A 20,235-nucleotide genomic window follows, 5' to 3' on the forward strand; every position below is an offset into this window, starting at 1 on the left:
ATCGATTAAATTTGTCTTGCGACGGAGTTCGTGTAAACCACACATCCGCCAACGCCGTAGAAGTTTCAGGCGGCCGGCTGAACACCGGGGACTTTGGATGCCGACGACGCGCGGTCGCCGGCGGTCGATCGCCAGATCGGCCCTGAATTTGACGCCGTTGTTCGACCCGTGGGTCCGACCAATGCCGGAACAAGAACCCATCCCGCCCGCCAAGACCACCGCCACGGAGGAGGCACCACCGCCGAATCCGAGGCCAGCGGACTCGAAGCCCGTGGCCGAGTCACTATCGGGCAGCCGGGTCGAATCGCTTTCCGGCTCACGCCCCACCACGCCCTCCGACAGCGGCTCCGGCCTGATGGCCCCCGCTCCGACCAAGCCGCCGGTCAACGACCAAGACGTCGGCAAGTTCGTCACCGACTCCGGTCTCGCAACGGCCACCGAGGTCGAATATTGCCGCGAGCAGCAAAACAACTCCTCCGACCCCATGCAGCGGTCGCTCGCGGACCTGCTGGTCGAAAACAACTTCATCACGAGCAACCAGGCGAAGCGGATTCGCCACCAGATCGAGTCGCGCAAGTCCAGCCGAATCCCCGGCTACCAGCTCATCACCGAGGCCGGCAAGGGCGCGATGGCCAAGGTGTACAAGGCCAAGCAAGTCTCGCTCGATCGCATCGTCGCGGTCAAAGTCTTGCCGAAAAAGGTCAGCGACAACGCCGACTTCGTGGAACGGTTCTACCGCGAGGGGCAGGCGGCGGCGAAGCTGTCGCACAACAACATCGTCCAGGCGATCGACGTCGGCTCCACGCCCGACGGCTACCACTTCTTCGTCATGGAGTGGCTCGAAGGTCCGTCGCTCTACGACATGATGCAGGCCCCGCCTGTCGGGGAGAACAAGACCTTCTCCGAGGCCGAAGTCATCGACATCGGCATCCAGATGGCCTCGGCGCTCTCCCACGCCCACAAGCGGGGCATGCTCCACCGCGACGTCAAGCCCAAGAACATCGTCCTCTCCCCCAACGGCATCGCCAAGCTCACCGATCTGGGTCTGGCCCGGGCCAAGGACGACGTAAAAGCCGCCGAGTCCGAGGCCGGCAAGGCCTACGGCACGCCCTACTACATCTCCCCCGAGCAAATCCGCGGCGAGATCGACATCGACTACCGGGCCGACATCTACTCGCTGGGGGCGACGCTCTGGCACTTGGCCGTCGGTCGTCCGCCCTACGAGGGGGATTCGCCTTCGGCAGTCATGCACAAGCACCTGAAAGAGCCGCTCACCCCGCCGGACCACGTCAACGTCGTGCTCGGCACCGGGATCAGCGAGGTCATCGAAGTCTGCATGAAAAAGGACCGCAACGAGCGGTACCAGCACACCGAAGACCTGCTTCAGGACCTAAGACGCGTTAAGGACGGCGAGCCGCCGATCCACGCCCGCCGGGCCGTCGATTTCGAGGCCCTCGCCGAAGCCGAGGCCAACGCCGGCCAACGCACCGTCGACCTGAACCCCGTCGACCAACCCAACATCTGGGAAAACCCCGGCGTTCTCGCCATCCTCGGCCTCGGCGTCGTGAGCATCCTGGCCAACCTGATCCTCGTCGCGATCGTGCTAACGGGTTGATATCAAAGTAGTTAAAAGAAGCCGGCCCGGCTGGTTGTCTTCCGCCCGTCAGGCCACCTTGACCACGCCATGATTTCGCGATATTTTTCGGTTTGAACCGGTTCAATACGTCCATATCGGCCTGAGGAGGCTGTGGATGTCGTTTACGGAAATCGGTCCAGAGGAGAATCTCATGCATGTGCGTCTCACAGCCGCCTTGGCGGCTCTTTCCATCTCAGCGGCAACGTCGTTCGCGGCGAACGTCACGCTCGTCGACACGACGGCCGGCACCGCCGTCAATGACGGAATCGTCGGCCTTCCGGGCGAATACAGCCAGTCCACTGCCGGCATCAACAGCGGGTTTGGTGACGTGATCGGCCTGGGTAGCTCGTTCGCCATCGACTCGGACACGGCCGGCAACGTCAATATCGGGATTGCCTCCGCCGGGTCGTTCAACGACGCGGCCGTGATTTATATTGACTCGATCGGCGGCGTCGGGCTCAACTCGACCACCACGATCGAGGACACCTCCGACCCGGGCCGCAGCGCGATCAGCGGTGACGGCGGCGGCAACGAGAGCGAGATCACCTTTGCACCCACCTTCTTCGCCGATTTCGCGATCGCCATCGACACCGGGTTTGCCGGCTTGTTCCAGATCAACAGCGACGGGTCATTGACCTTCGTCGCCAGTGCCAACCGGAACGCCGCCGACAGCAACAACACCGAGATCGACTTCAATCTCTCGAATATCGGCCTCTCCGCGGGCGACAGCTTCGACTTCGTCGTCACCTACCTGAACTCGAGCAACGCGTTCCGCTCGGACGAGTTCGTCGGCGTCTCGGGTACGACCGTCCCGTCGGGCAACATCGGCCAAAATCCGGTTACGCTGCTGACCAACGACTTCGCGACGTTCACCGCCATCCCCGAACCCCTCTCCGTCCTCGCCGGCGGTGGGCTGCTCGGGCTGATCGTGCTTCGTCGGCGTTGAGCGCTTACGAACAAGCTGCGATTCACCGACACCGCCGTGGCCCTCGGGTCGCGGCGGTGTTTTTGAGTTGGTGTGGGCGGGTCTCGTACACACCCACCGGTCGTGTACAACCTGGCGCGCTCGCACATTCTCGGACGTGCCCGACACCACCGCGCATACCCTTGCCCGACGGACCGAACTGCCCCACGCCGGGCGTCACGGAGGAACTTTCATGGCGGAACTGCAGAGCGAATCCACCCCGAACACCAACGGCTCCAACGGCCGCGCGCCAGTCCGCCGGGAGGTTCCGGCAGAGACCGCTCCCACCACCAACGACGTCCGCCTGCCACCCAACGACATCGTCGCGGAGATGTGCCTGCTGGCGTCGCTGATGCTCGACCGCGACGTCGTCGGCGACATCGCGCCGATGCTCACCAAGGAGACGTTCTACCTCCCCGAGCACGGACTGGTCTACGAGATCATCGTCGCGCTCTACAACGAGAACCGCGCGTGCGACACCGTCATCGTCCGCGACGAGTTGGTGAAGCGCGACCAGTACGAACGCCTCGGCGGCGCGGAGTTCCTCGCCAATATCCTCGGCTCCGTCCCATCCGCCGCCCACGCCAAGCACTACGCGCAGATCGTCAAGGAAAAGCAGATCCTGCGTCGGCTGATCAAGGCGTCCGACGAGGTGTTGCAGGACTGCTACGGCTCGCACGACAAGGCCGAGAACGTGCTCGAAGTCGCCGAGCGTCGGTTCTTCGAGATCGCCCAGGAGAAAGTTTCGGGCGACATGTCCAAGCTCGGCAACGTCGCGATGGACGTGTACGACATGCTCTACGAGCGTGGCCATCGCGGCATCGACACCGACTACACCGATCTCGACGAAATGCTCAACGGCCTGCAGAAGGGCGAGATGCTCATCGTCGCGGCCCGGCCGTCGATGGGTAAGACCGCCTTCGCGATGAACATCGTGCAGAACGTCGCGGCCAAGCAGGTGCCGTGCGCGGTCTTCAGCCTGGAAATGTCCAAGCAGCAGCTCGCCCAGCGGATGCTCTGCAGCCGGGCCGGCATCGACGCGCAGCGCGTCCGCAAGGGCATGCTCAACCACGAGGAGTACCAACGCCTCGCACAGGTGGTGAATGAGTTGGACAAGTACCCCGTCTGGGTCGACGACTCGGCCGGCCTGACGCTGCTGGAGCTCCGCGCCAAGTGCCGACGCCTGCACCGCCAACACCAGATTCAGCTCGTGATGATCGACTACATGCAGCTGATGGACAACCCCGGCCCCGAGTCACGCCAGCAGCAGATCAGCGAGATCAGCCGCGGCATCAAGGCGATCGCACGAGAGTTGGAAGTGCCGGTGATTTGCCTGAGTCAGCTCAACCGCCAGTCCGAAGGCCGCGACGGCCACCGCCCCCGCATGAGCGACCTGCGCGAGTCGGGCTCCATCGAGCAGGACGCCGACGTCGTCATGCTCCTGCACCGCGAGGATTACTACAATCAGACCCAGCCCGACTTCGTCCCGAGCAACGAAGCGGAGGTGATCGTCGCCAAACAACGCAACGGCCCGACCGGCACGGTGAAGCTGATGTTCGACAACAAGACGACGAGCTTCAGGAACCTGGCGAGCGGGATCGATGCGTTCTGAGTATCGGACCTCGCGGCCGACCCACGCCTGAAGGCGTGGGCTTTTGGTATGCGTCGCCAAAGCCCACGGCTTCAGCCGTGGGTCGGCAATGCCGCTGGATCGTGCAACAACGTCCGATCAGGCAAACACAGAATCCCCGCTGCACCACGCTTCGTGTGATCCATGATGTACGGCACAACGGCCAGTTGATGCTCCCGATTCTCAATCGGCTTGCACAAACCCCGCTTGGCAAACACACCGCCCTGCCGCGTGATCCCGATCCTCGACAGATGACGCGCTGTTCGCCCTTTCGCTCGACCGATCCAATGTCGCGGATTGTCGTCGACGCATTTCACCAGCGCGTGCAGGTGATGGTCGTCGAGCGTCAAACAAACCCAAGCTTGGCCATCGGCACACAGTGAGCGAGCGATCAACCGGCAGGCGACCAACGCCGCCGAGCTCGGCACATGGACTGGGGCTCGCGACATCGATCGCCGGACCGCCGCACGGCGATGGTCGAACGCGTTGGCTGGTGGAGGGTGCTTGTAGTCGAACGGAATATGTTCGCGATGGTGCCGTGTGCGAAAACCAAAAGCGGAACCGTGGAGCCACGTGCCATAGGTACTGGCAGTGACGTGGTACCAGTGGTTCCAAGCGGGCACACACGAACTTCTACCGAACCGCGTGGCGGATTGTCAACGATCGCTCTTGAAAGCCCACGCCTTCAGGCGTGGGTCGGCAAGACCGTTCTTCGCTGCCGACCCACGGCTAAAGCCGTGGGCTTTGGTCTGTTAGTCTGAACACGATGCTCACGCTTCTCCTCTGCCTCCTCGCGCCGACGACGCAACCCAACATGCCGGCGATCATCGCCGCGGAGCAGTGGAACTCGACACCGCAAGCCTTTCCCGATGAGTACCTGCACGAGCCGACGACGGTGCTGTTGCACCATGCCGGCGTGACTTGGGAGGCCGGCGACAACCCGGCAGTCAAGATCAAGAACCTCCAGACCTGGGGCATGCGTGAACGCGGCTGGCACGACGTGCCGTACCACTTCCTCATTGCACCGGACGGGCGGATCTTCGAGGGGCGAGACATGAAGTATCGCCCCGACACCAACACCGACTTCGACACCGCCGGCTACATCAACGTCCAACTTTGGGGCAACTTCGACGAGCAGCGCGTGTCGCTCGAACAACTCCGGGCCACCGTCGCACTCGTCGCGCACCTTGCCGAGACAGTCGATATGCCGACCGACGACCTCGTCTCGCACATGGACGTCGCCAACACCGGCTGTCCTGGTACCGACTTCCAACGCTATCTCGATGGCGGCCCGCTCAAGGACTGGATCGACGCGGCACGTAACGGCCGGGCGCCGGACGTGGCATTGCTGCCGGAGTTGGAGAACGGACCGGCGGACATGATCCCCGTCGAGTAGCATGCGGCAATGAACGCACGCAACCGCCGGATCGCCACGCCCCTGCTCGCCGCACCGCTGCTCCTCGTCAGCCTTCTCCTGGCCAGCGGTTGCGAAGAAGAATCAACCAACAGAGCGACAACGACAACCACCGAAACACCCAATAGCACCAAGACAAAGGTGTCCGTCAAAAAGTACGACTCCCTGAACGACCTCATGAAGGAAGTCGCCAAGCAGTACGAGTTCCTGAAGCTCAACGTCGCGGAGGGGGATCAGACCGAACTGCTCGAATGCACCGACATCCTGATCGAGTTGTTCAGGCAGGCAGGGCTGGTGATCCCCAAGTATATTGACCACATCACCGATGACGAAAAGTGGTTCGAGACGGCCGGTGTATACAGCGACTTCACCGACGCCACGAGCAAAGAACTTGAGGTGCTACGCAAGGCGTTGGAGCAAGACGATCGCACCGCCGCCAGCGAATCGGTTGAACGTTTGCGACAGATTGATGAGTTTGACTATGAAACGTTCGGGATCGATCGGGGATGAGCCCAATCGCGTTCATCATGCGCCGGTACCACACCTCCGGCTGTGGTGCTGATCCCGATGAAATCTCCTGAGCCGAATCGCTCTACCATGCGACATGCCGGTGGAGTGGTTGCAACGCGATGCGGAGACGGTCAACGAGGCTCTGGCGGGCCTGCTGAGTGCGAGCCGTGTCGATGTGCCGGGTCGACTTTGGGAGGCGTTGCAGTACAGCGTGACCGCCGGCGGCAAGCGGCTGCGGCCGGCGCTCGTGCTTCGTTTCGCTGCACTGGCCAACGGCCAAGCGCTCGACGCCGCCCCTGCCCCCAAGGCGCTTGCCGCCGCCGTCGCGATCGAACTGATCCACACGTTCTCGCTGGTGCATGACGACCTGCCGGCCATGGACGATGACGACCTGCGTCGCGGCCGGCCGACGGTTCACAAAGCCTACGACGAAGCGACCGCGATCCTGGTCGGCGACGCGCTGGTCACGATGGCGTTCGAGCTGCTGGCGCGCGACGGGGATGCGGGCCTTTGCGTGGAGTTGGCACGTGCATCCGGGCCGATCGGGATGATCGGTGGCCAGATGCTCGATATCGCCGCGGAGGGGCAGACGCTCGCGCTCGAACAACTGCAGGACGTACACCGCCGCAAGACCGGGGCTCTGCTCACGGCGGCGTGTCGGCTGGGGGTGATGGCGGCGGGTGGCGGTGCCGATGTGCTGCTGGCAGCGACGCGCTACGGTCGGCACCTCGGGCTGGCGTTTCAGATCACCGACGACCTGCTCGACGCCACATCCACCGCCGAGAAGACCGGCAAGGCAACGGGCAAGGACGTCGCCGCCGGGAAAAACACCTATCCCGCCCTTCTGGGCGTCGACGGGGCCAGGGCGGCGGCCGACCAGCAACTCGCAGCGGCGGTTGACACGCTGGAGTCGTTCGGGGAGTTGGCAATAAGTTTGCGTGAGTTGGCCCGGTTCGTGGCCGACCGCGACCGGTGACCCCCACGGGCAGGCCCGCAAATGCTTGCAAGGGCAATATCTAGCCGCCACCGGCCGTGACGACATGGGTACGGATTGGCCAAGATTTGCGCTTGCGTGTGATGATGGTCCGGTATAGTCTGCAAGCTGTACGGCATGAGGGTGCCGTTGTTACCCGGACTGGAAACGAGGGAGAATCTAATGATTACGCCTTTCCGCGCAGCGGCTGTGTCTGCAATTGCGCTTGTTGGTTTTTCGGCGACCGCCGATGCCGCGTTCATCCCGTGGGATGTCCCGAGCGGTTCGACGTCCAGCTTCTCGTTCTCTGGCGGGGGGTCCGACAACGGACTCTTCGGCAGCCCCGACGTGGTGAGCGACGACGGCTTTGCCTTCTCGCCCGACGCCTTCATCGCCGTCGATGATGTCGACGATGACATCTCGGTGTCGACCACCGACCGCCTCGAGGTCACCATCACCGCCAACCCCGGCCAGACGATCGACAAGATCACCATCGGTGAGCTCGGCGACTTCGCCATTCTTGGTGCCGGTTCGGTGCAGGTCAGCGGTGCCCTGTTCCTCCTTGGCGATGGCCTACCGCTCACCGGTCTTTCGGACCTGCTGACGACCAGCCAGCCCATGCCGATCGCGACCGCCGGCTCGGGCCTTTACGACGGCATGGTCATGATCGACCTGCCGGCGGGCATCACCGAAGTCACCGTCATCTACAACAACACGCTCCAAGCCGACTCCGAAGGCGGCAGCGCGTTGATCCAGAAGAAGACGGCCGGCCTTGAGATCGTGATCGACGTTATCCCCGAGCCCGCCACGCTCGGCCTGGCCGGACTCGTCGCACCGATGCTCCTGCGTCGTCGTCGATAACCAATCACAACACCAGACTTCCAGTCCAAGCACCAAGCACGTCGGATGACGTGCTTGGTGTGTTTGCGGCACGCGATAAGCTGGGGTGATGCCCACGCCCGATCTTGACCGGTGCATCGAGAAACTCGCGCGGATGCCGGCGGTCTTGCCGGCGCTGCTGAACGGCGTCACCCCCGACGAAGCCCGCCAGCGCGGTCCCGAGGGGCAATGGGCGATCATCGAGATTGTCTGCCACCTTGCGGATGAGGAGACCGAGGACTTTCGCCAACGGCTACGTCTCACGCTCGAAGACCCTGAGCAACGCTGGCCCGAGATCGACCCCGCAGGCTCCGCCGACGCACGCAACTACCTCGAACGCGAACTGAAACAATCCATCGACGCGTTCCGCAACGAACGGGCCACCTCGCTGGACTGGCTGCGTGGCCTCGACGCGGCGGCGTGCGATTGGGAGGCCGTCCATCCGCACCAGCGTTGGCCGATCACCGCCGGCGACCTGCTCACGAGTTGGCTCGCACACGACCAACTGCACCTTCGCCAGTTGGCCAAGCGTCTTTACGAAATCGCCATCACGCGCGGCGGTGGCTTCAACGCTCTCTACGCCGGCAAACCGCCGGGGGCTTGAATGGGTGGGTCGGCCGCAGACAACCTCCAGCCGACGCAAATGATGAAACCTGCGCCCGACCGATACATGACCGTCCCCGGAGCGTCGGCCACCGTATAGTTGTTATGTGCGGTAGATCACCGCCACGCCCCCACCACCATGGCCGACCGTACCGATGCTGATGATGTCCCCGCCGCCGCGAAACCGACCGGCGAACCGATCTTGCCGCGAATCAAGTCACCGGCCGATCTGAAATCCCTGGACATCACCCAGCTCGAGCAGGTCGCGGCCGACATCCGCAGTGAGATCTACCAAGCCGTCTCCACCCACGGTGGACACCTCGCGTCCAACCTCGGCGTCGTCGAGCTCACCACCGCCCTGCACTACGTCTACGACTTCGGCAAGCACCCGACCGGCCCGGACCGCCTGCTCTTCGACGTGGGCCACCAGTGCTACCCGCACAAGATGCTCACCGGGCGGGTCGCCGGGTTCGAGCGGTTGCGCAAGCGTGACGGCGTCGGCGGCTTCCCGATGCCCGACGAGTCGGACTACGACCTGTTCGCCGTCGGCCACGCCGGCACCGCGATCAGCACCGCCGTAGGCATGGCCCGAGGCGACGAAGCACTCGGCAAGAAGAACCATGTCGTCGCCATGGTCGGCGATGCGTCGATCGTCAACGGTCTTGCCTTCGAAGGCCTCAACAACGCCGGGACGCTCGATCGCCAGCTGCTCATCATCCTCAACGACAACGGCATGAGCATCTCCGGCCCGCAAGGTGCACTGGCGGAGTATCTCGAACGCATCCGCGTCTCCACGACCTATGACGACTTCAAGAAGGTCAGCAAGAAGATCCTCGACCAGATGCCCGGTGGCATCGGCGACGCGCTCCAGGCCGCCTACCACTCGGTCACCGAGGGCGTGAAGGGCGCGATCTGGGCCGGCGGCGTCTTCGAGGCGCTCGGCATCAAGTACATGGGCCCGATCGACGGCCACGACCTGCCGGGACTCGTGAACTTCCTTGGCGAGATCAAGCACGTCGACCGCCCGGTCCTACTGCACGTCAAAACCAAAAAAGGCCACGGCGTCGACGTCGCGACAACCGACCCGACCAAGATGCACAGCCCCGCGGCCTTCACGGTCAACGGCTGCCGCGTGGAGATTCCGAAGAAGGGCCGCACCTGGACCGAGGCGTTCGCGGATGCGGTGATCGAACTGGCCGACGAGGAACCGAAGATCTGGGCCCTCACCGCCGCGATGCCCGATGGCACCGGGCTTTCCCGCTTTGCCAAAGCTCACCCCGAACGCTTCCTCGACACCGGCATCTGTGAATCACATTTGGTCGCGATGGCCGCCGGCATGGCCAAGTCCGGCCTCAAACCCGTCGCTGGCATCTACTCGACGTTCACGCAGCGGGCGTTCGACCAGCTCTGGCAGGAAGTCACGCTCAACGACTTGCCGTTGGTGCTGGGCATGGACCGGGCCGGCTATGTCGGCAGTGACGGCGCGGTGCATCACGGGTTCTGCGACCAGGCGTTCCTGCGCCCGATGCCCAACGCGGTGCTCGTGGCCCCGGCCGACGAGGCGGACCTGAAGAAGATGCTCCGCCTCGCGCTGCAGCAGACCCACGTCACCGCCCTGCGCTACCCGCGTGACAACGTCCCGGCCGACTACGCCGACGAGCCGTTGGAACTCGGCAAGAGCCGCGTGATCCGCCCAGTCAACAACAACGCCGAAAACGCCGACGCGTACATCCTCAGCTACGGCACCCTCGCCGCCGACGCCATCGCCGCGGCCTGCGAACTCGAAGCCGACGGCGTCCACGTCGAAGTCATCGACGCCCGCTTCTGCAAGCCACTCGACGCCGCGATGCTCAAGCGCGTCCTGGCCACCGGAAAGCCGGTCCTCACCCTCGAAGACCACGCCGTCGTCAACGGCTTCGGCACCGCCGTCCTCGAACACGCCGAAGCCCACGGCCTGCCGACCCATCACATCACCCGCTTGGGCCACCCCGACCGCCTCATCGGCCACATGTCGCGCACGCAGCAACTCGAAGAAGCCGGCTTGGACGCGACCGGAATCAAGCGGGCGCTACGCAAGTGCCTCGGATCCCATGCCGTCGCACGGGCGACGAAAACGCTGTCCTGAAACGTGCGAATCGGCCTTCGACGGCCAGAAGACATGACCTAGTCCGATAAGTTGCGATTTTCCTTGCGTTAAGACCCGCTTTCGTTACTTTGTGCCACGAACGGGTGGAGAGAATGCAGCCCAAGCCGATTCTGGCAGACGGCTCAATCACCTGTTGCCAACCCAACTCCCACGAACTGGCCCTCACGCCAGCCTGCTCGTGGTATGCCCCTCTAGGCGTGAAGAGAGAGAAAGCAGAGACATGAAGCACCTTCTTACCGCGGCAGCCGCCGCCACGCTGATCGCTGCGTCGTCGGCCTCCGCCCAGACTGTCACCGGCAGCCTTGGCGCCTTCGAGTTCGCCGCCATCGAGATCGAAGTCAGCGGTGGTACCACCCTCGTCATCGACACGATCGGATCAACCAACGCGGGCTTCTTTGGCAATGACACCGAACTCGGCCTGTACGACGGCGTCGGCCCGTCGGCAACGCTGATCGCCAGCAACGACGACTTCGGATCATTCGGCGATGGTGAGACCGAAAGTCTGCTCGACTTCGGTGTTGACTCACCGATCGACACCGACCTCGTTGAGACCGGTCCCTACCCGGGCGACGGTGTGTACACCGTCGTGGTCGGCCCCTTCAACACGGTTTTCGGTGGCACCCTCGGAGAAGTCGAAGTTCTTGATGACCTGCCGACAGAGTTTGTCGTCAACTTCGATTCTGACGGCGTTGTAACCGTCGCCGTCATCCCGGAGCCGGCCAGCCTTGGCCTGCTTTCGGTCGCCGGCCTCGGTCTGATCCGTCGCCGTCGCGCCTAAGCCTCACAGCTTTCGCAGCAACCCCCGCCCGGCGATGCATGAGTATCGCCGGGCGGCTCTGTGTTTATGGCCGATCGAGTTCGAAGCGGTCCGTCGTTCGACAGTACCAGCCCGGACTCGCCATCCGGCCAACCATCGTCAACCGTGTCACATCGACCCGCAGCGAGGCCGGATCGACCAGACCGTCACGGACGAAGGCGGCGGTGACTTCGCCGAGAATGATGCGGTTGTTGCCGATGTGTTGGGTGCTGTGATGCCGGCATGCGAAGCTCGCCGGGCTCTCGGCGATGCGGGGGATGTCGATGCCGGGCATGTCGGCGGACGCGAAGCCAACCTCGTCCAGTTCGTTCACCTCCGGCGGGAACGGGCCGGCTGTCGCATTCATCCGCTCCGCCATCGGCTCATCGACCATGTTCACGACGAACGCGCCGGTGGTTTCGATGTTCGCGGCGGTGTCCTTGGGGGTGTCGGCGGCGCGGTTGCCGACCGACAGGATCACCAGCGCGGGATCGGAGCCGACGCAGTTGAAAAAACTGAACGGCGCGGCGTTGAGATTCCCCTCGGCATCGCGGCTGGTCACCAGCGCGATCGGCCGCGGCACGATCAAACCCGCCAGCAACTTGTACCGTTGCTGCGGAGTGAGTTGGATGAAGTCGAGTTCCACGCGGCAGTGTATCAACCGGCGTCGGCAGACCACGTTCCGCTCTTGCCGCCGGACTTGGCGACGAGCCGAACACCGTCGATATTGGCAGCGCGATCGACAGCCTTGACCATGTCGTAAACGGTCAGAGCGGCCACGTTCACGGCGGTGAGCGCCTCCATCTCGACGCCGGTCGGGCCGGTCGTTCGCGCCGTCGCCGTGATGCGTAGATCGTCGCCAACCCAATCGAACTCGACGCCCAGATGACTCAACGCCAACGCGTGGCAGAGCGGAATGAGTTCGTGGGTCCGCTTGGCCGCCTGAATGCCGGCGATACGAGCGACCGTCAGGACATCGCCTTTGGGCACATCACCGGTGCGAATCATCTCGGCCGTTTCGGGCTGAAGACGAACGAAGCCTTCCGCCGTCGCACCGCGCGGCGTGTCAGGCTTGGCCGAGACGTCGACCATGCGGGCATTGCCATCGGCGTCGAGGTGTGAAAGGCCCATCACTTGCCGCCGAGTTTCTGAAAGCTGACCACGTCGTAGCCGCTGTCGTTGATGGCCTCGGCAAGAGCGGCGGGTTCAGCGACTTTGGGGTCGTAGAGGACGCTGGCCGAGCCGCTGTTGAAGTCGATCTCGGCTTCCTTCACGCCACGAACGCCGCGCAAGGCCTCGCCGACGGCGTCCTCGCAGCGGTGGCACGTCATGCCGGCGACCTTGAACAACAGCATCGCATCTCCCGCAACCGAGTCGGTCCGGGCGTCGGCCCGCATCGCTTCTTCGTGAGGGAGATTAAGGTGCCCGTTGGTGTGGGCCGGGCGTGTCTCGCCGGACGTATTGCCGCAGCCATCCTCGCCGCAGCCGGACATGCCGCCGGTTTGATCCTTGGGTTGGTTCATCCCTACAGCTCCTTCTTGGACAGCCCCGTTCGCATTGGTCATCGGAAGGGTCGCGGCGATGCGGCGCCGGGCCGGCCAGAGTTTACCCAAAACGCTCTTCAAATCCGACATCCGCAAACCACAGCGATTGGCCGGGATGATCTTTGCGGTGCGTACGCCCGTTTGGACGCAGACAGGTTGACCTGGTTCGGGCGGATCGGTCCGGCGTGTTGTCGGTGTGGCGTTTTGCCTACACGGGCTGAGCGATGTCAAAGGCGACCGAAGTTCGATCGGGAGAGTTCTGGCCCAAGGTTTGCAGCCCGTATAGCGACTGCCCGAGATTCCGGCTCATACCCACCTGACCCCACCCAGAGCCGGAACCATGCCCGACCGCCGCCCTCACCCCGGGGCGGCGGTCACTTTTTCCAGCCCGCCCGACCCTATCGTCGTCCATGTTCGACAACCTCAAGAACCTCTCCCAACTCCCCGGCATGCTCGCCAAGGCCAAGGAGGCCCAAGCGAAGATCCAACAGATGCAGGCCGAGATGGAGTCCAAGCGGATCACCGGCGACGCCGGTGCCGGGATGGTCGAGGCGACGGTCAACGGCAAGCTCGAACTCGTCAATCTCAAGATTGATTCGGACCGGCTGGGCACCGGCGACCTTGGCGGTACCGACGTCGAACTGCTCCAGGACCTGATCATCGCGGCCGTCACCGCCGCCCAGGGAAAGGCCCAAGCCCTCATCCGCGAAGAAATGGCCAAGCTGGCCGGTGAAGCGGGGTTGCCGCCGGGCATGATGGATCAATTACCCGACGGATGAGCGAAACCTCGCCGGCTTATTGGCGTATAATCAGGGCTATGGGAACACGCTTGTTGACGATTCTCGTGGCGTTGGCCGTCTCGGTCGCCGCCTGGATTGGGGCTGCGGGTCTGTCCAAGCCGATCAACCGGCAACGCTCGGACCTGCAGTTGACCGTGTCCGACATTGACCGCGCCTTGCCGGCCGACGCCGTGGTGACCAACGCGCTGCTCGGCACCTTCCGCGGCGTGGCCGTCATGGCACTTTGGCAGCGGGCCGAATACCTCAAAAACGAGGGCCGCTACGCCGAGGTCATGCAGCTGACCGACCTGATCACCACCCTCCAGCCCAACCAGGCCAAGGTCTGGGAGTACGCCTCCTGGAACACCGCGTACAACGTCAGTGTCGGCACCCACACGCCCAGCGAGCGGTGGATGTGGGTCGAGAACGGCATCAACCAACTCCGCGATAAGGGTATCTTCTACAACCCGGACGCACTCGCGCTCTACCGCCAGCTGTCGTGGATTTACCTGCACAAAGTGCAAGGTTTCCAGGACGACGCCAACCAGTTCTACAAGCGCCAGGTGGCTACCGAATGGAGCGAGATTCTCGGCGGCGAGCCACCACTGGACGACGCGGAAGCCTACAAGGCGTTCTTCGACGAAATCGCCGCGGCACCGGAGAGTCTCGATGAGGCCGTCGCCGGCATGCCCAATGGCGAGGTGGCTGCGGTTTGGGCACGCAGCTATGAGGCCGAGTTGAACCCGCGTCGGTTCCTTGGAGCCATGGCTTATGAATGGCACGACTTCCACCCCGAAGACGAGAGCAACCCACACATTTGCGAGGGAGGGTTCAACGAGGACGGCGTCCACGGACCGCCGATCCAATCCCGGACGCTCGACGACATCGAACTGGGCGACCAGGACATTCGTGATCGTTTCGAATACGCGCCGGCCACTCCGTGGATCGCCGACGAAACTCGTGCCGCCGTGCTTGCCTGGGCCCGGAAGAAAGTAATCAGCTCCTCGCCGTATCACATGGACCCGGCCCGGATGGGTGAGCTTGGCATTCGTTACACCCCGGTCGATTGGCGGCACCCCGCATCCCACTCGCTCTACTGGTCGACCTACGGGGTCGACCGCATGTGGGAGCAGTACGAGGATCGCGACGACCTCCCCGAAGATCTGGTCAACACCCAGCGCAACGCCATTCTCGCGGCACAGGCTCTCAAAAACTCCGGACGCATCATGTTCGACCCCCGCCTGGGCGTGTTCGGCCAAACCACCGACCTCGAATGGGGCAAGGTGTACATCCAAGTTGTTGGCGAAGCTCAAGACCGCTTCGGCGATCGACTCGGTGACCTTGACCGCTTCTACGGCAGCGGCCTGCGGAACTTCACCGACGGCATCATCCGCGATCTCTACTTCATCGGCGACATTGACGGTGCCCAAGCCGTTAAAGATCGCATGGCCGAACGCTTCGCCGACTCGGAATATGGCGCCCGATACGACAAGGACCTGATCCCGTTCATCGAGGAGGACCTGCTCGACACCCTCGAAAACCCCGACGCCACTGTCGCAACGGTTCAAACCCTGCTCATCCGTTCGATCATCGAAGGTCTTGGCGAGGGCGACATCGCCCAGGCCCAAAACTCCGTCGACAACGCCAAGCGGATTTATGCGAGTTTCCGTGCGCAGTTCGATATCAACGAGGACGTCGTCAGCCAGGAACTCCCGCCGTTCCAGCAGGTGTACGACACGGCGGCGTCGATCGTCCTGACCGACAGCGCGTACCCGGTGCCGCCGGACACGAAACTCGTGATCTGGATGAACCTTGACGAGAACGTCAAGATCCGCATCTGGCCACAGGTCGCCCCGTACCTCAGCAGCCAGGCCGACGGCATGGGCTTCGTGTTCGAGACCGCTTTCAAGCAGCCGGCCGGCAGCCTCAGCGTCGAGGAACTGATCCGCGACATCCAGGAGCGATCCGAACGTCAACGCCGCGAGGGCACGCAACAAGGCCCGCAGATCATGCGGCAGTGATAACTTGGCCAAGTGGAATGGGCTTGGATACCCTGCGTCTCGACACCGTTCGCCTCGGTGAACCGTCGGGATCGACCGGCTACGATCCCACCCGCTGATGTCCTACACCGTCCTCGCTCGTCGCTACCGATCGCGCACCTTCGACGAAGTCGTCGGGCAGGAGCACGTCGCGCTCACGCTCAAGAAGGCGATCGAGACCGGACGCGTTGCACACGCCTACCTCTTCTGCGGCACGCGCGGCGTCGGCAAGACCTCCATGGCCCGCATCATGGCCGCCGCGCTTCAGGCCGAAGGTGACGGCCCTGCGGCGGACTTCGACCCTGAGTCCGAAGCCTCCCAGCGCATCTTCCGCGGCGAGGACCTGGACGTCATCGAGATCGACGCCGCCAGCAACACCGGCGTCGACAACGTCCGCGAGATCATCGAGAACGCCCAGTACCGGCCGGCACACTCGCGGTTCAAGGTCTACATCATCGACGAGGTCCACATGCTCTCCAAGGCGGCGTTCAACGCGCTGCTCAAGACGATGGAGGAGCCGCCGGGGCACGTGAAGTTCATCCTCGCGACGACCGAACCCGAGCGTGTGCCGGCGACGATCCTCTCGCGGGTGCAGCGGTACGACTTCCGGAACATCCCCACAAGCGAGATCGCCGGGCACTTGAAGGACGTGGTCGGATCCGAGAAGCGCGAAGCCGACGACGAGGCATTGATGCTCGTCGCGAAAGCCGGCGCCGGGTCGATGCGAGACGCGCTGTCGTTGCTCGATCGGCTGCTCAGCGTGGGCGAAAAGCTCACCGCCGAGCACATCGTGCAGATGCTCGGCATGCCGCGGCAACAAGCGCTGGCCGACCTGACCGACGCGATCGGCACCGGCGAGATCAGCAAGGTGCTGGAGCAGACCGAGGCGATGCTCGCGGCCGGCCTGTCCGGCGAATCGCTCGTGACCGCGCTATCGGATCACCTGCGCGACCTGCTGCTGATGGGCACGTGCGGCAAGGACACGGATCTTGTCGAGCCGGCCGGGCTGGAGCGTTCGACGCTCGCCGAGCAGGCCGAGAAGTTTTCGCCCGCCGACCTCGCCCAGGACATCGCGATCCTCGAAGACCTCAAGCGCAGCCTCCGCGGCGGAACGGGGCGGGCGTTGCTCGACGCGACGCTGGTGCGCTTGACGTTGGCGAGCCAGTTCACGCCGGTGAGCGCGTTGATGGACGGGTCGGCAAAAAAAAAAGTGAGCGCTTAAGTCCGTTGAGCGGCGACCGCAGGGAGCTTCCGCCGACGCCCGCGCAAGAGCCAACGCCGTCCGCCCCGCCGCCCGAAGAGAAGCTCCCTCCGGTCGCCGCTCAACAGCCGAAACCCGCCGCCCCGCCCGACGACCCCGACGCGCCGCTTCTCCAACGCCTGCGCACCAAGCTCGCCCCGACCCACCCCGCGCTACCCGGCCTGCTCGACGGCGCGACGCTAGACCAAACCGACGCCGCGATCACCCTCCGCTACCCGACCGCCGCCGCGACCAACGCCGCCATGCTCGAACGCGGCGATCGCCCCAAGCTCCTCGCCGACGCCCTGACCGACCTTCTCGGCAAGCCCGCCACACTTGAAATCGCCGTCGACGAAACCCTCCCGCCGCCCGCGTCTGACCCTGACGACACCCCCGCCCCGTCCGCCACCGACTACGACGCCAGCGATGACGAACTGCTCCAAACCGTCCTCGACGTCCTCGGCGGCACCATCGTGAAAGTGGAATAATCGGCCGTGCTCTTGCTCATCGACAACTACGACTCGTTCACGTTCAACCTCGTGCACCTCATCGGCATGGCACAGCCGGGCATTGACGTCGAAGTCGTGCGTAACGACAAGATCACCGTCGAGGCGGCGCGGGCGATGAATCCGGAGTACCTCGTCATCTCGCCGGGGCCTTGCACGCCGACCGAGGGCGGGGTGAGCAACGACCTCATCGCGGCACTCGGGCCGACGGTCCCGACGCTCGGCGTGTGCCTCGGCCACCAGTGCATGGCTCACGTCCACGGCGGCATCGTCGAACGCGCCGACCGACTCATGCACGGCAAGACCGACGCCATCCACCACAACGGCTCGGCCCTCTTCACCGGCATCCCCTCGCCGTTCACCGCGATGCGTTACCACTCGCTGATCGTCCGTCGCGGCTCGTTGCCCGACGACTGGCTCGTCGACGCGTGGACGGATCAGGACGAGGTCATGGCCCTGCGGCACGCGACCCACCCAATCTTCGGCGTGCAGTTCCACCCTGAGTCGTTCATGACCGAGCACGGCGACCGGCTGATCAAGAACTTCCTCGCGGTCAGCCCGGCTGCGGCCGTTGCCTGACCGTGTGCCCTGCCGCCTCCAACGCGGCGACCGCAGCGTCGGCGTCCTGCACCAACACATGATCCGTGTCGAACGTCGCGATCGGAAAGACACTTACCTGCGCCCGGGCCAACGGCGCAAGCAGTTCCGCGAGCACGCCCACCAATGCAAGGTCCAACTCCCCGTCGATGCTCAACCTTTTCCAGCCGACGCTGACCCGCATGTTGGGCGAGCGTTTCGTCGGTAATGCCACGGCAGGGCAGACGATGCTTAACTCGGTGGGTGTGCGTGTGACACTGACAAAGGAGCCGCGTGCCCATGTGGGCCGGGCGGTGCTGCCGCTGAGTCGGCAGATCGCCAGTTCCGGTTCGTGCAACGAAAGCTCCATCGGTTCACGGTAAACTCGGTACCGTGACCGACAAGCCCGACAACCTCTTCCGCTGGCTGGGCCGCCAGGTCGGTCATGTAAAGCGTGCCGTCAAGCCGGCCGAGAAAGTCGTCTACCAACGCGAGCAGGTCGAGGAGAAGGATCACCCCGACGACCCTAATCTCACGCTCCGTCGAACGACCAAGGACGAGGTTGTTGAGAAGAACGACTCGGGCCTGGTCACTTAAGTGACCAGGCCGGACCGAGTACGCTGACCCCATGCCCGTCCTCGTCCTCGGCAGTCTCAACCACGACCTCACGCTCCACGTCGCCCGCCATCCGGCCGAGGGCGAGACGCTGCACATCCATCACGTCAGCACCGCCCCCGGCGGCAAGGGCGCGAACCAGGCGGTCGCCGCAGCACGGGCCGGGGCGGCGACGACGATGATCGGCCGGGTCGGCGACGATGACGCCGGGGCCGAGTTGCTCCGCGCCCTCGACGCCGCCGGCGTTGACTGGCAACACGTCACCCGCAGCGGCCGCACCGGTACCGCGTACATCACCGTCAACGCAGAAGGCGACAACCGCATCCTCATCCACGGCGGTGCCAACGACGACGTCGGCAAGGACGAACTCGCCGCCCTCAACAGCCTGCTGCTCCAGGGCGACCGCGACGGGCACCGCGTGCTGATGCTCCAGCGTGAAGTCCCGCCCGCAGCCAACATCGAAGCGATCAAGGTCGCCCGCAAGCTCGGCAACATCACCGTCGTGCTCGACCCCGCGCCGGCACCCGGACAAGCCGCCGACGTACTCGATCTGCTCGAAGACTTCATCTGGCTCACGCCCAACCAGACCGAGGCGGCCGCGCTGCTGGGTCGCGACATCCCCGACCGCGCTGCCGCCGAGAAAGCCGCCGACGAACTGATGGCCCACAACCCCGCCGGCGTCATCCTCAAGCTCGGCGGGCAAGGCGCGGTCGTGCGCAGCCACGCCACCAGCGGCTTCCTCGAACCGATGCCCGTCCGCCCGGTCGACACCGTCGCGGCCGGCGACGCGTTCAACGGCTACTTCGCCGCCGCCCTCGCCGAGGGCCTGCCCATCGACGACGCCGCCGAGCGCGCCGCCATCGCCGGCGCCCTGAGCGTCACCCGCCCCGGCGCCATGGACGCCATCCCCACCCGCAGCGAGGTCGAAGCACTATTGGATTAACCGCCCAACACGATGCCGAAGCAAATGCCGCCCAACAGCAACGCAAAGGCAGCGGCAAGGATCATGCCGTGCGCAAGGCCTCGCTCCCGGGCACCGCGTCGGCTTGTGAGGATGAAAATACCCGCAACCAGACAACCTAGATGAATCGCCGCGGCGGACAACGTGCCGTAGACCATTCCGGTCAAGCCGGCGTACCGGTCGCCAGGCATCAACGTGGTCGACAAAAACGAGCCTCCGAAGCAAAACAGCGGAAAGACCGCGAGCATTCCGAAAAATGCAAACAACGCCGCCTTGGAACTTGGTTCTTCGGGCGGTGTCGTGGGCTGCTCGTACTCCAGCGTCGGCTTCGACACCGCCCCAGCTTACCGTGCCGCCCCGCAACTTCATCGACTCCCGGGAATGCGTTTGAGCAGTGTCCGTCGCTCCGGTACAACGTTCTTCC

At 64.3% G+C, this 20,235-nt stretch carries 23 protein-coding genes; 18 read left to right on the forward strand and 5 right to left on the reverse strand.

All coding sequences use genetic code 11. The features are described 5' to 3' along the window. Window positions 1–181 precede the first annotated feature (181 nt). The 11 genes from AAGD32_11210 to AAGD32_11260 all read left to right on the forward strand — a co-directional run bounded on the left by AAGD32_11210 (window position 182) and on the right by AAGD32_11260 (window position 11,533). Window positions 182–1,615, forward strand: coding sequence for a serine/threonine-protein kinase (locus AAGD32_11210; protein MEM8874811.1), 1,434 nt, complete (start codon window positions 182–184; stop codon window positions 1,613–1,615). 172 nt (window positions 1,616–1,787) lie between these two features. Further along, window positions 1,788–2,582: a hypothetical protein gene (locus AAGD32_11215; GenBank protein MEM8874812.1), complete on the forward strand. Its 795-nt coding sequence runs from the start codon at window positions 1,788–1,790 to the stop codon at window positions 2,580–2,582. Between the two features lie 136 nt (window positions 2,583–2,718). Then, entirely contained in the window at window positions 2,719–4,212 is a 1,494-nt protein-coding gene (gene dnaB, locus AAGD32_11220) for a replicative DNA helicase (protein ID MEM8874813.1), read from the forward strand. Window positions 4,213–4,400: 188 nt separating this feature from the next. Further along, on the forward strand, window positions 4,401–4,613 hold the full coding sequence (locus tag AAGD32_11225) for a hypothetical protein (protein MEM8874814.1): 213 nt from the start codon (window positions 4,401–4,403) through the stop codon (window positions 4,611–4,613). 383 nt (window positions 4,614–4,996) lie between these two features. After that, on the forward strand, window positions 4,997–5,626 hold the full coding sequence (locus tag AAGD32_11230) for a peptidoglycan recognition family protein (protein ID MEM8874815.1): 630 nt from the start codon (window positions 4,997–4,999) through the stop codon (window positions 5,624–5,626). Window positions 5,627–5,635: 9 nt separating this feature from the next. After that, a complete protein-coding gene (locus AAGD32_11235) occupies window positions 5,636–6,154 on the forward strand; it encodes a hypothetical protein (protein ID MEM8874816.1) in 519 nt (172 codons plus the stop codon). 94 nt (window positions 6,155–6,248) lie between these two features. Then, window positions 6,249–7,130, forward strand: coding sequence for a polyprenyl synthetase family protein (locus AAGD32_11240; protein MEM8874817.1), 882 nt, complete (start codon window positions 6,249–6,251; stop codon window positions 7,128–7,130). A gap of 207 nt (window positions 7,131–7,337) precedes the next feature. After that, window positions 7,338–7,988 carry a hypothetical protein gene (locus AAGD32_11245; protein MEM8874818.1) on the forward strand — a complete coding sequence of 217 codons (651 nt, stop codon included), beginning with the start codon at window positions 7,338–7,340 and terminating at the stop codon, window positions 7,986–7,988. An 88-nt stretch (window positions 7,989–8,076) separates the two neighbouring features. Then, the gene (locus AAGD32_11250; GenBank protein ID MEM8874819.1) at window positions 8,077–8,610 is read left to right on the forward strand and encodes a DinB family protein; all 534 of its coding nucleotides are present in this window, start codon (window positions 8,077–8,079) and stop codon (window positions 8,608–8,610) included. A gap of 138 nt (window positions 8,611–8,748) precedes the next feature. After that, window positions 8,749–10,734, forward strand: a complete 1,986-nt coding sequence (dxs, locus tag AAGD32_11255) for a 1-deoxy-D-xylulose-5-phosphate synthase (protein ID MEM8874820.1) — start codon at window positions 8,749–8,751, stop codon at window positions 10,732–10,734. 241 nt (window positions 10,735–10,975) lie between these two features. Then, entirely contained in the window at window positions 10,976–11,533 is a 558-nt protein-coding gene (locus tag AAGD32_11260) for a PEP-CTERM sorting domain-containing protein (protein MEM8874821.1), read from the forward strand. Window positions 11,534–11,597: 64 nt separating this feature from the next. On the opposite strand, the gene AAGD32_11265 is transcribed toward AAGD32_11260, so the two are convergent. The 3 genes from AAGD32_11265 to AAGD32_11275 are packed head-to-tail and all read right to left on the reverse strand — an operon-like array spanning window position 11,598 to window position 13,074. After that, window positions 11,598–12,197: a flavin reductase family protein gene (locus tag AAGD32_11265; GenBank protein MEM8874822.1), complete on the reverse strand. Its 600-nt coding sequence runs from the start codon at window positions 12,195–12,197 to the stop codon at window positions 11,598–11,600. Window positions 12,198–12,208: 11 nt separating this feature from the next. Continuing rightward, a complete protein-coding gene (gene moaC / locus AAGD32_11270; protein MEM8874823.1) occupies window positions 12,209–12,682 on the reverse strand; it encodes a cyclic pyranopterin monophosphate synthase MoaC in 474 nt (157 codons plus the stop codon). Then, window positions 12,682–13,074 (reverse strand): heavy metal-associated domain-containing protein, encoded by a 393-nt coding sequence (locus AAGD32_11275; GenBank protein MEM8874824.1) that lies wholly within the window; start codon window positions 13,072–13,074, stop codon window positions 12,682–12,684. The genes moaC and AAGD32_11275 overlap by 1 nt, the downstream gene beginning before the upstream one ends. A 431-nt stretch (window positions 13,075–13,505) precedes the next feature. On the opposite strand from AAGD32_11275, the gene AAGD32_11280 reads away from it, so the two are divergent. The 5 genes from AAGD32_11280 (at window position 13,506) to AAGD32_11300 (ending at window position 18,238) form a co-directional block, all read left to right on the forward strand. After that, complete coding sequence (locus tag AAGD32_11280; protein ID MEM8874825.1) at window positions 13,506–13,874, forward strand: YbaB/EbfC family nucleoid-associated protein; 369 nt, start codon at window positions 13,506–13,508, stop codon at window positions 13,872–13,874. A gap of 38 nt (window positions 13,875–13,912) precedes the next feature. Continuing rightward, a complete protein-coding gene (locus tag AAGD32_11285; GenBank protein ID MEM8874826.1) occupies window positions 13,913–15,895 on the forward strand; it encodes a hypothetical protein in 1,983 nt (660 codons plus the stop codon). Window positions 15,896–15,992: 97 nt separating this feature from the next. Continuing rightward, window positions 15,993–17,135, forward strand: a complete 1,143-nt coding sequence (gene dnaX, locus AAGD32_11290) for a DNA polymerase III subunit gamma/tau (protein ID MEM8874827.1) — start codon at window positions 15,993–15,995, stop codon at window positions 17,133–17,135. Window positions 17,136–17,140: 5 nt separating this feature from the next. Further along, window positions 17,141–17,641 (forward strand): hypothetical protein, encoded by a 501-nt coding sequence (locus tag AAGD32_11295; protein MEM8874828.1) that lies wholly within the window; start codon window positions 17,141–17,143, stop codon window positions 17,639–17,641. 6 nt (window positions 17,642–17,647) lie between these two features. Beyond that, entirely contained in the window at window positions 17,648–18,238 is a 591-nt protein-coding gene (locus AAGD32_11300) for an aminodeoxychorismate/anthranilate synthase component II (GenBank protein MEM8874829.1), read from the forward strand. Here the strand turns inward: AAGD32_11300 and AAGD32_11305 are convergent. After that, on the reverse strand, window positions 18,213–18,605 hold the full coding sequence (locus AAGD32_11305; protein ID MEM8874830.1) for an ACT domain-containing protein: 393 nt from the start codon (window positions 18,603–18,605) through the stop codon (window positions 18,213–18,215). The two genes, AAGD32_11300 and AAGD32_11305, sit on opposite strands and share 26 nt — an antisense overlap. 23 nt (window positions 18,606–18,628) lie before the next feature. Between AAGD32_11305 and AAGD32_11310 the strand changes: the two genes are divergently transcribed. After that, window positions 18,629–18,832 (forward strand): hypothetical protein, encoded by a 204-nt coding sequence (locus AAGD32_11310; GenBank protein MEM8874831.1) that lies wholly within the window; start codon window positions 18,629–18,631, stop codon window positions 18,830–18,832. 31 nt (window positions 18,833–18,863) lie between these two features. Next, window positions 18,864–19,793, forward strand: a complete 930-nt coding sequence (locus tag AAGD32_11315) for a ribokinase (protein MEM8874832.1) — start codon at window positions 18,864–18,866, stop codon at window positions 19,791–19,793. Here AAGD32_11315 and AAGD32_11320 read toward each other — a convergent pair. Beyond that, window positions 19,790–20,146, reverse strand: coding sequence for a hypothetical protein (locus AAGD32_11320; GenBank protein ID MEM8874833.1), 357 nt, complete (start codon window positions 20,144–20,146; stop codon window positions 19,790–19,792). The genes AAGD32_11315 and AAGD32_11320 overlap by 4 nt on opposite strands. Window positions 20,147–20,235: the final 89 nt, after the last annotated feature.

The organism is Planctomycetota bacterium, assembly GCA_039182125.1.
GTDB lineage: Bacteria > Planctomycetota > Phycisphaerae > Tepidisphaerales > Tepidisphaeraceae > JBCDCH01.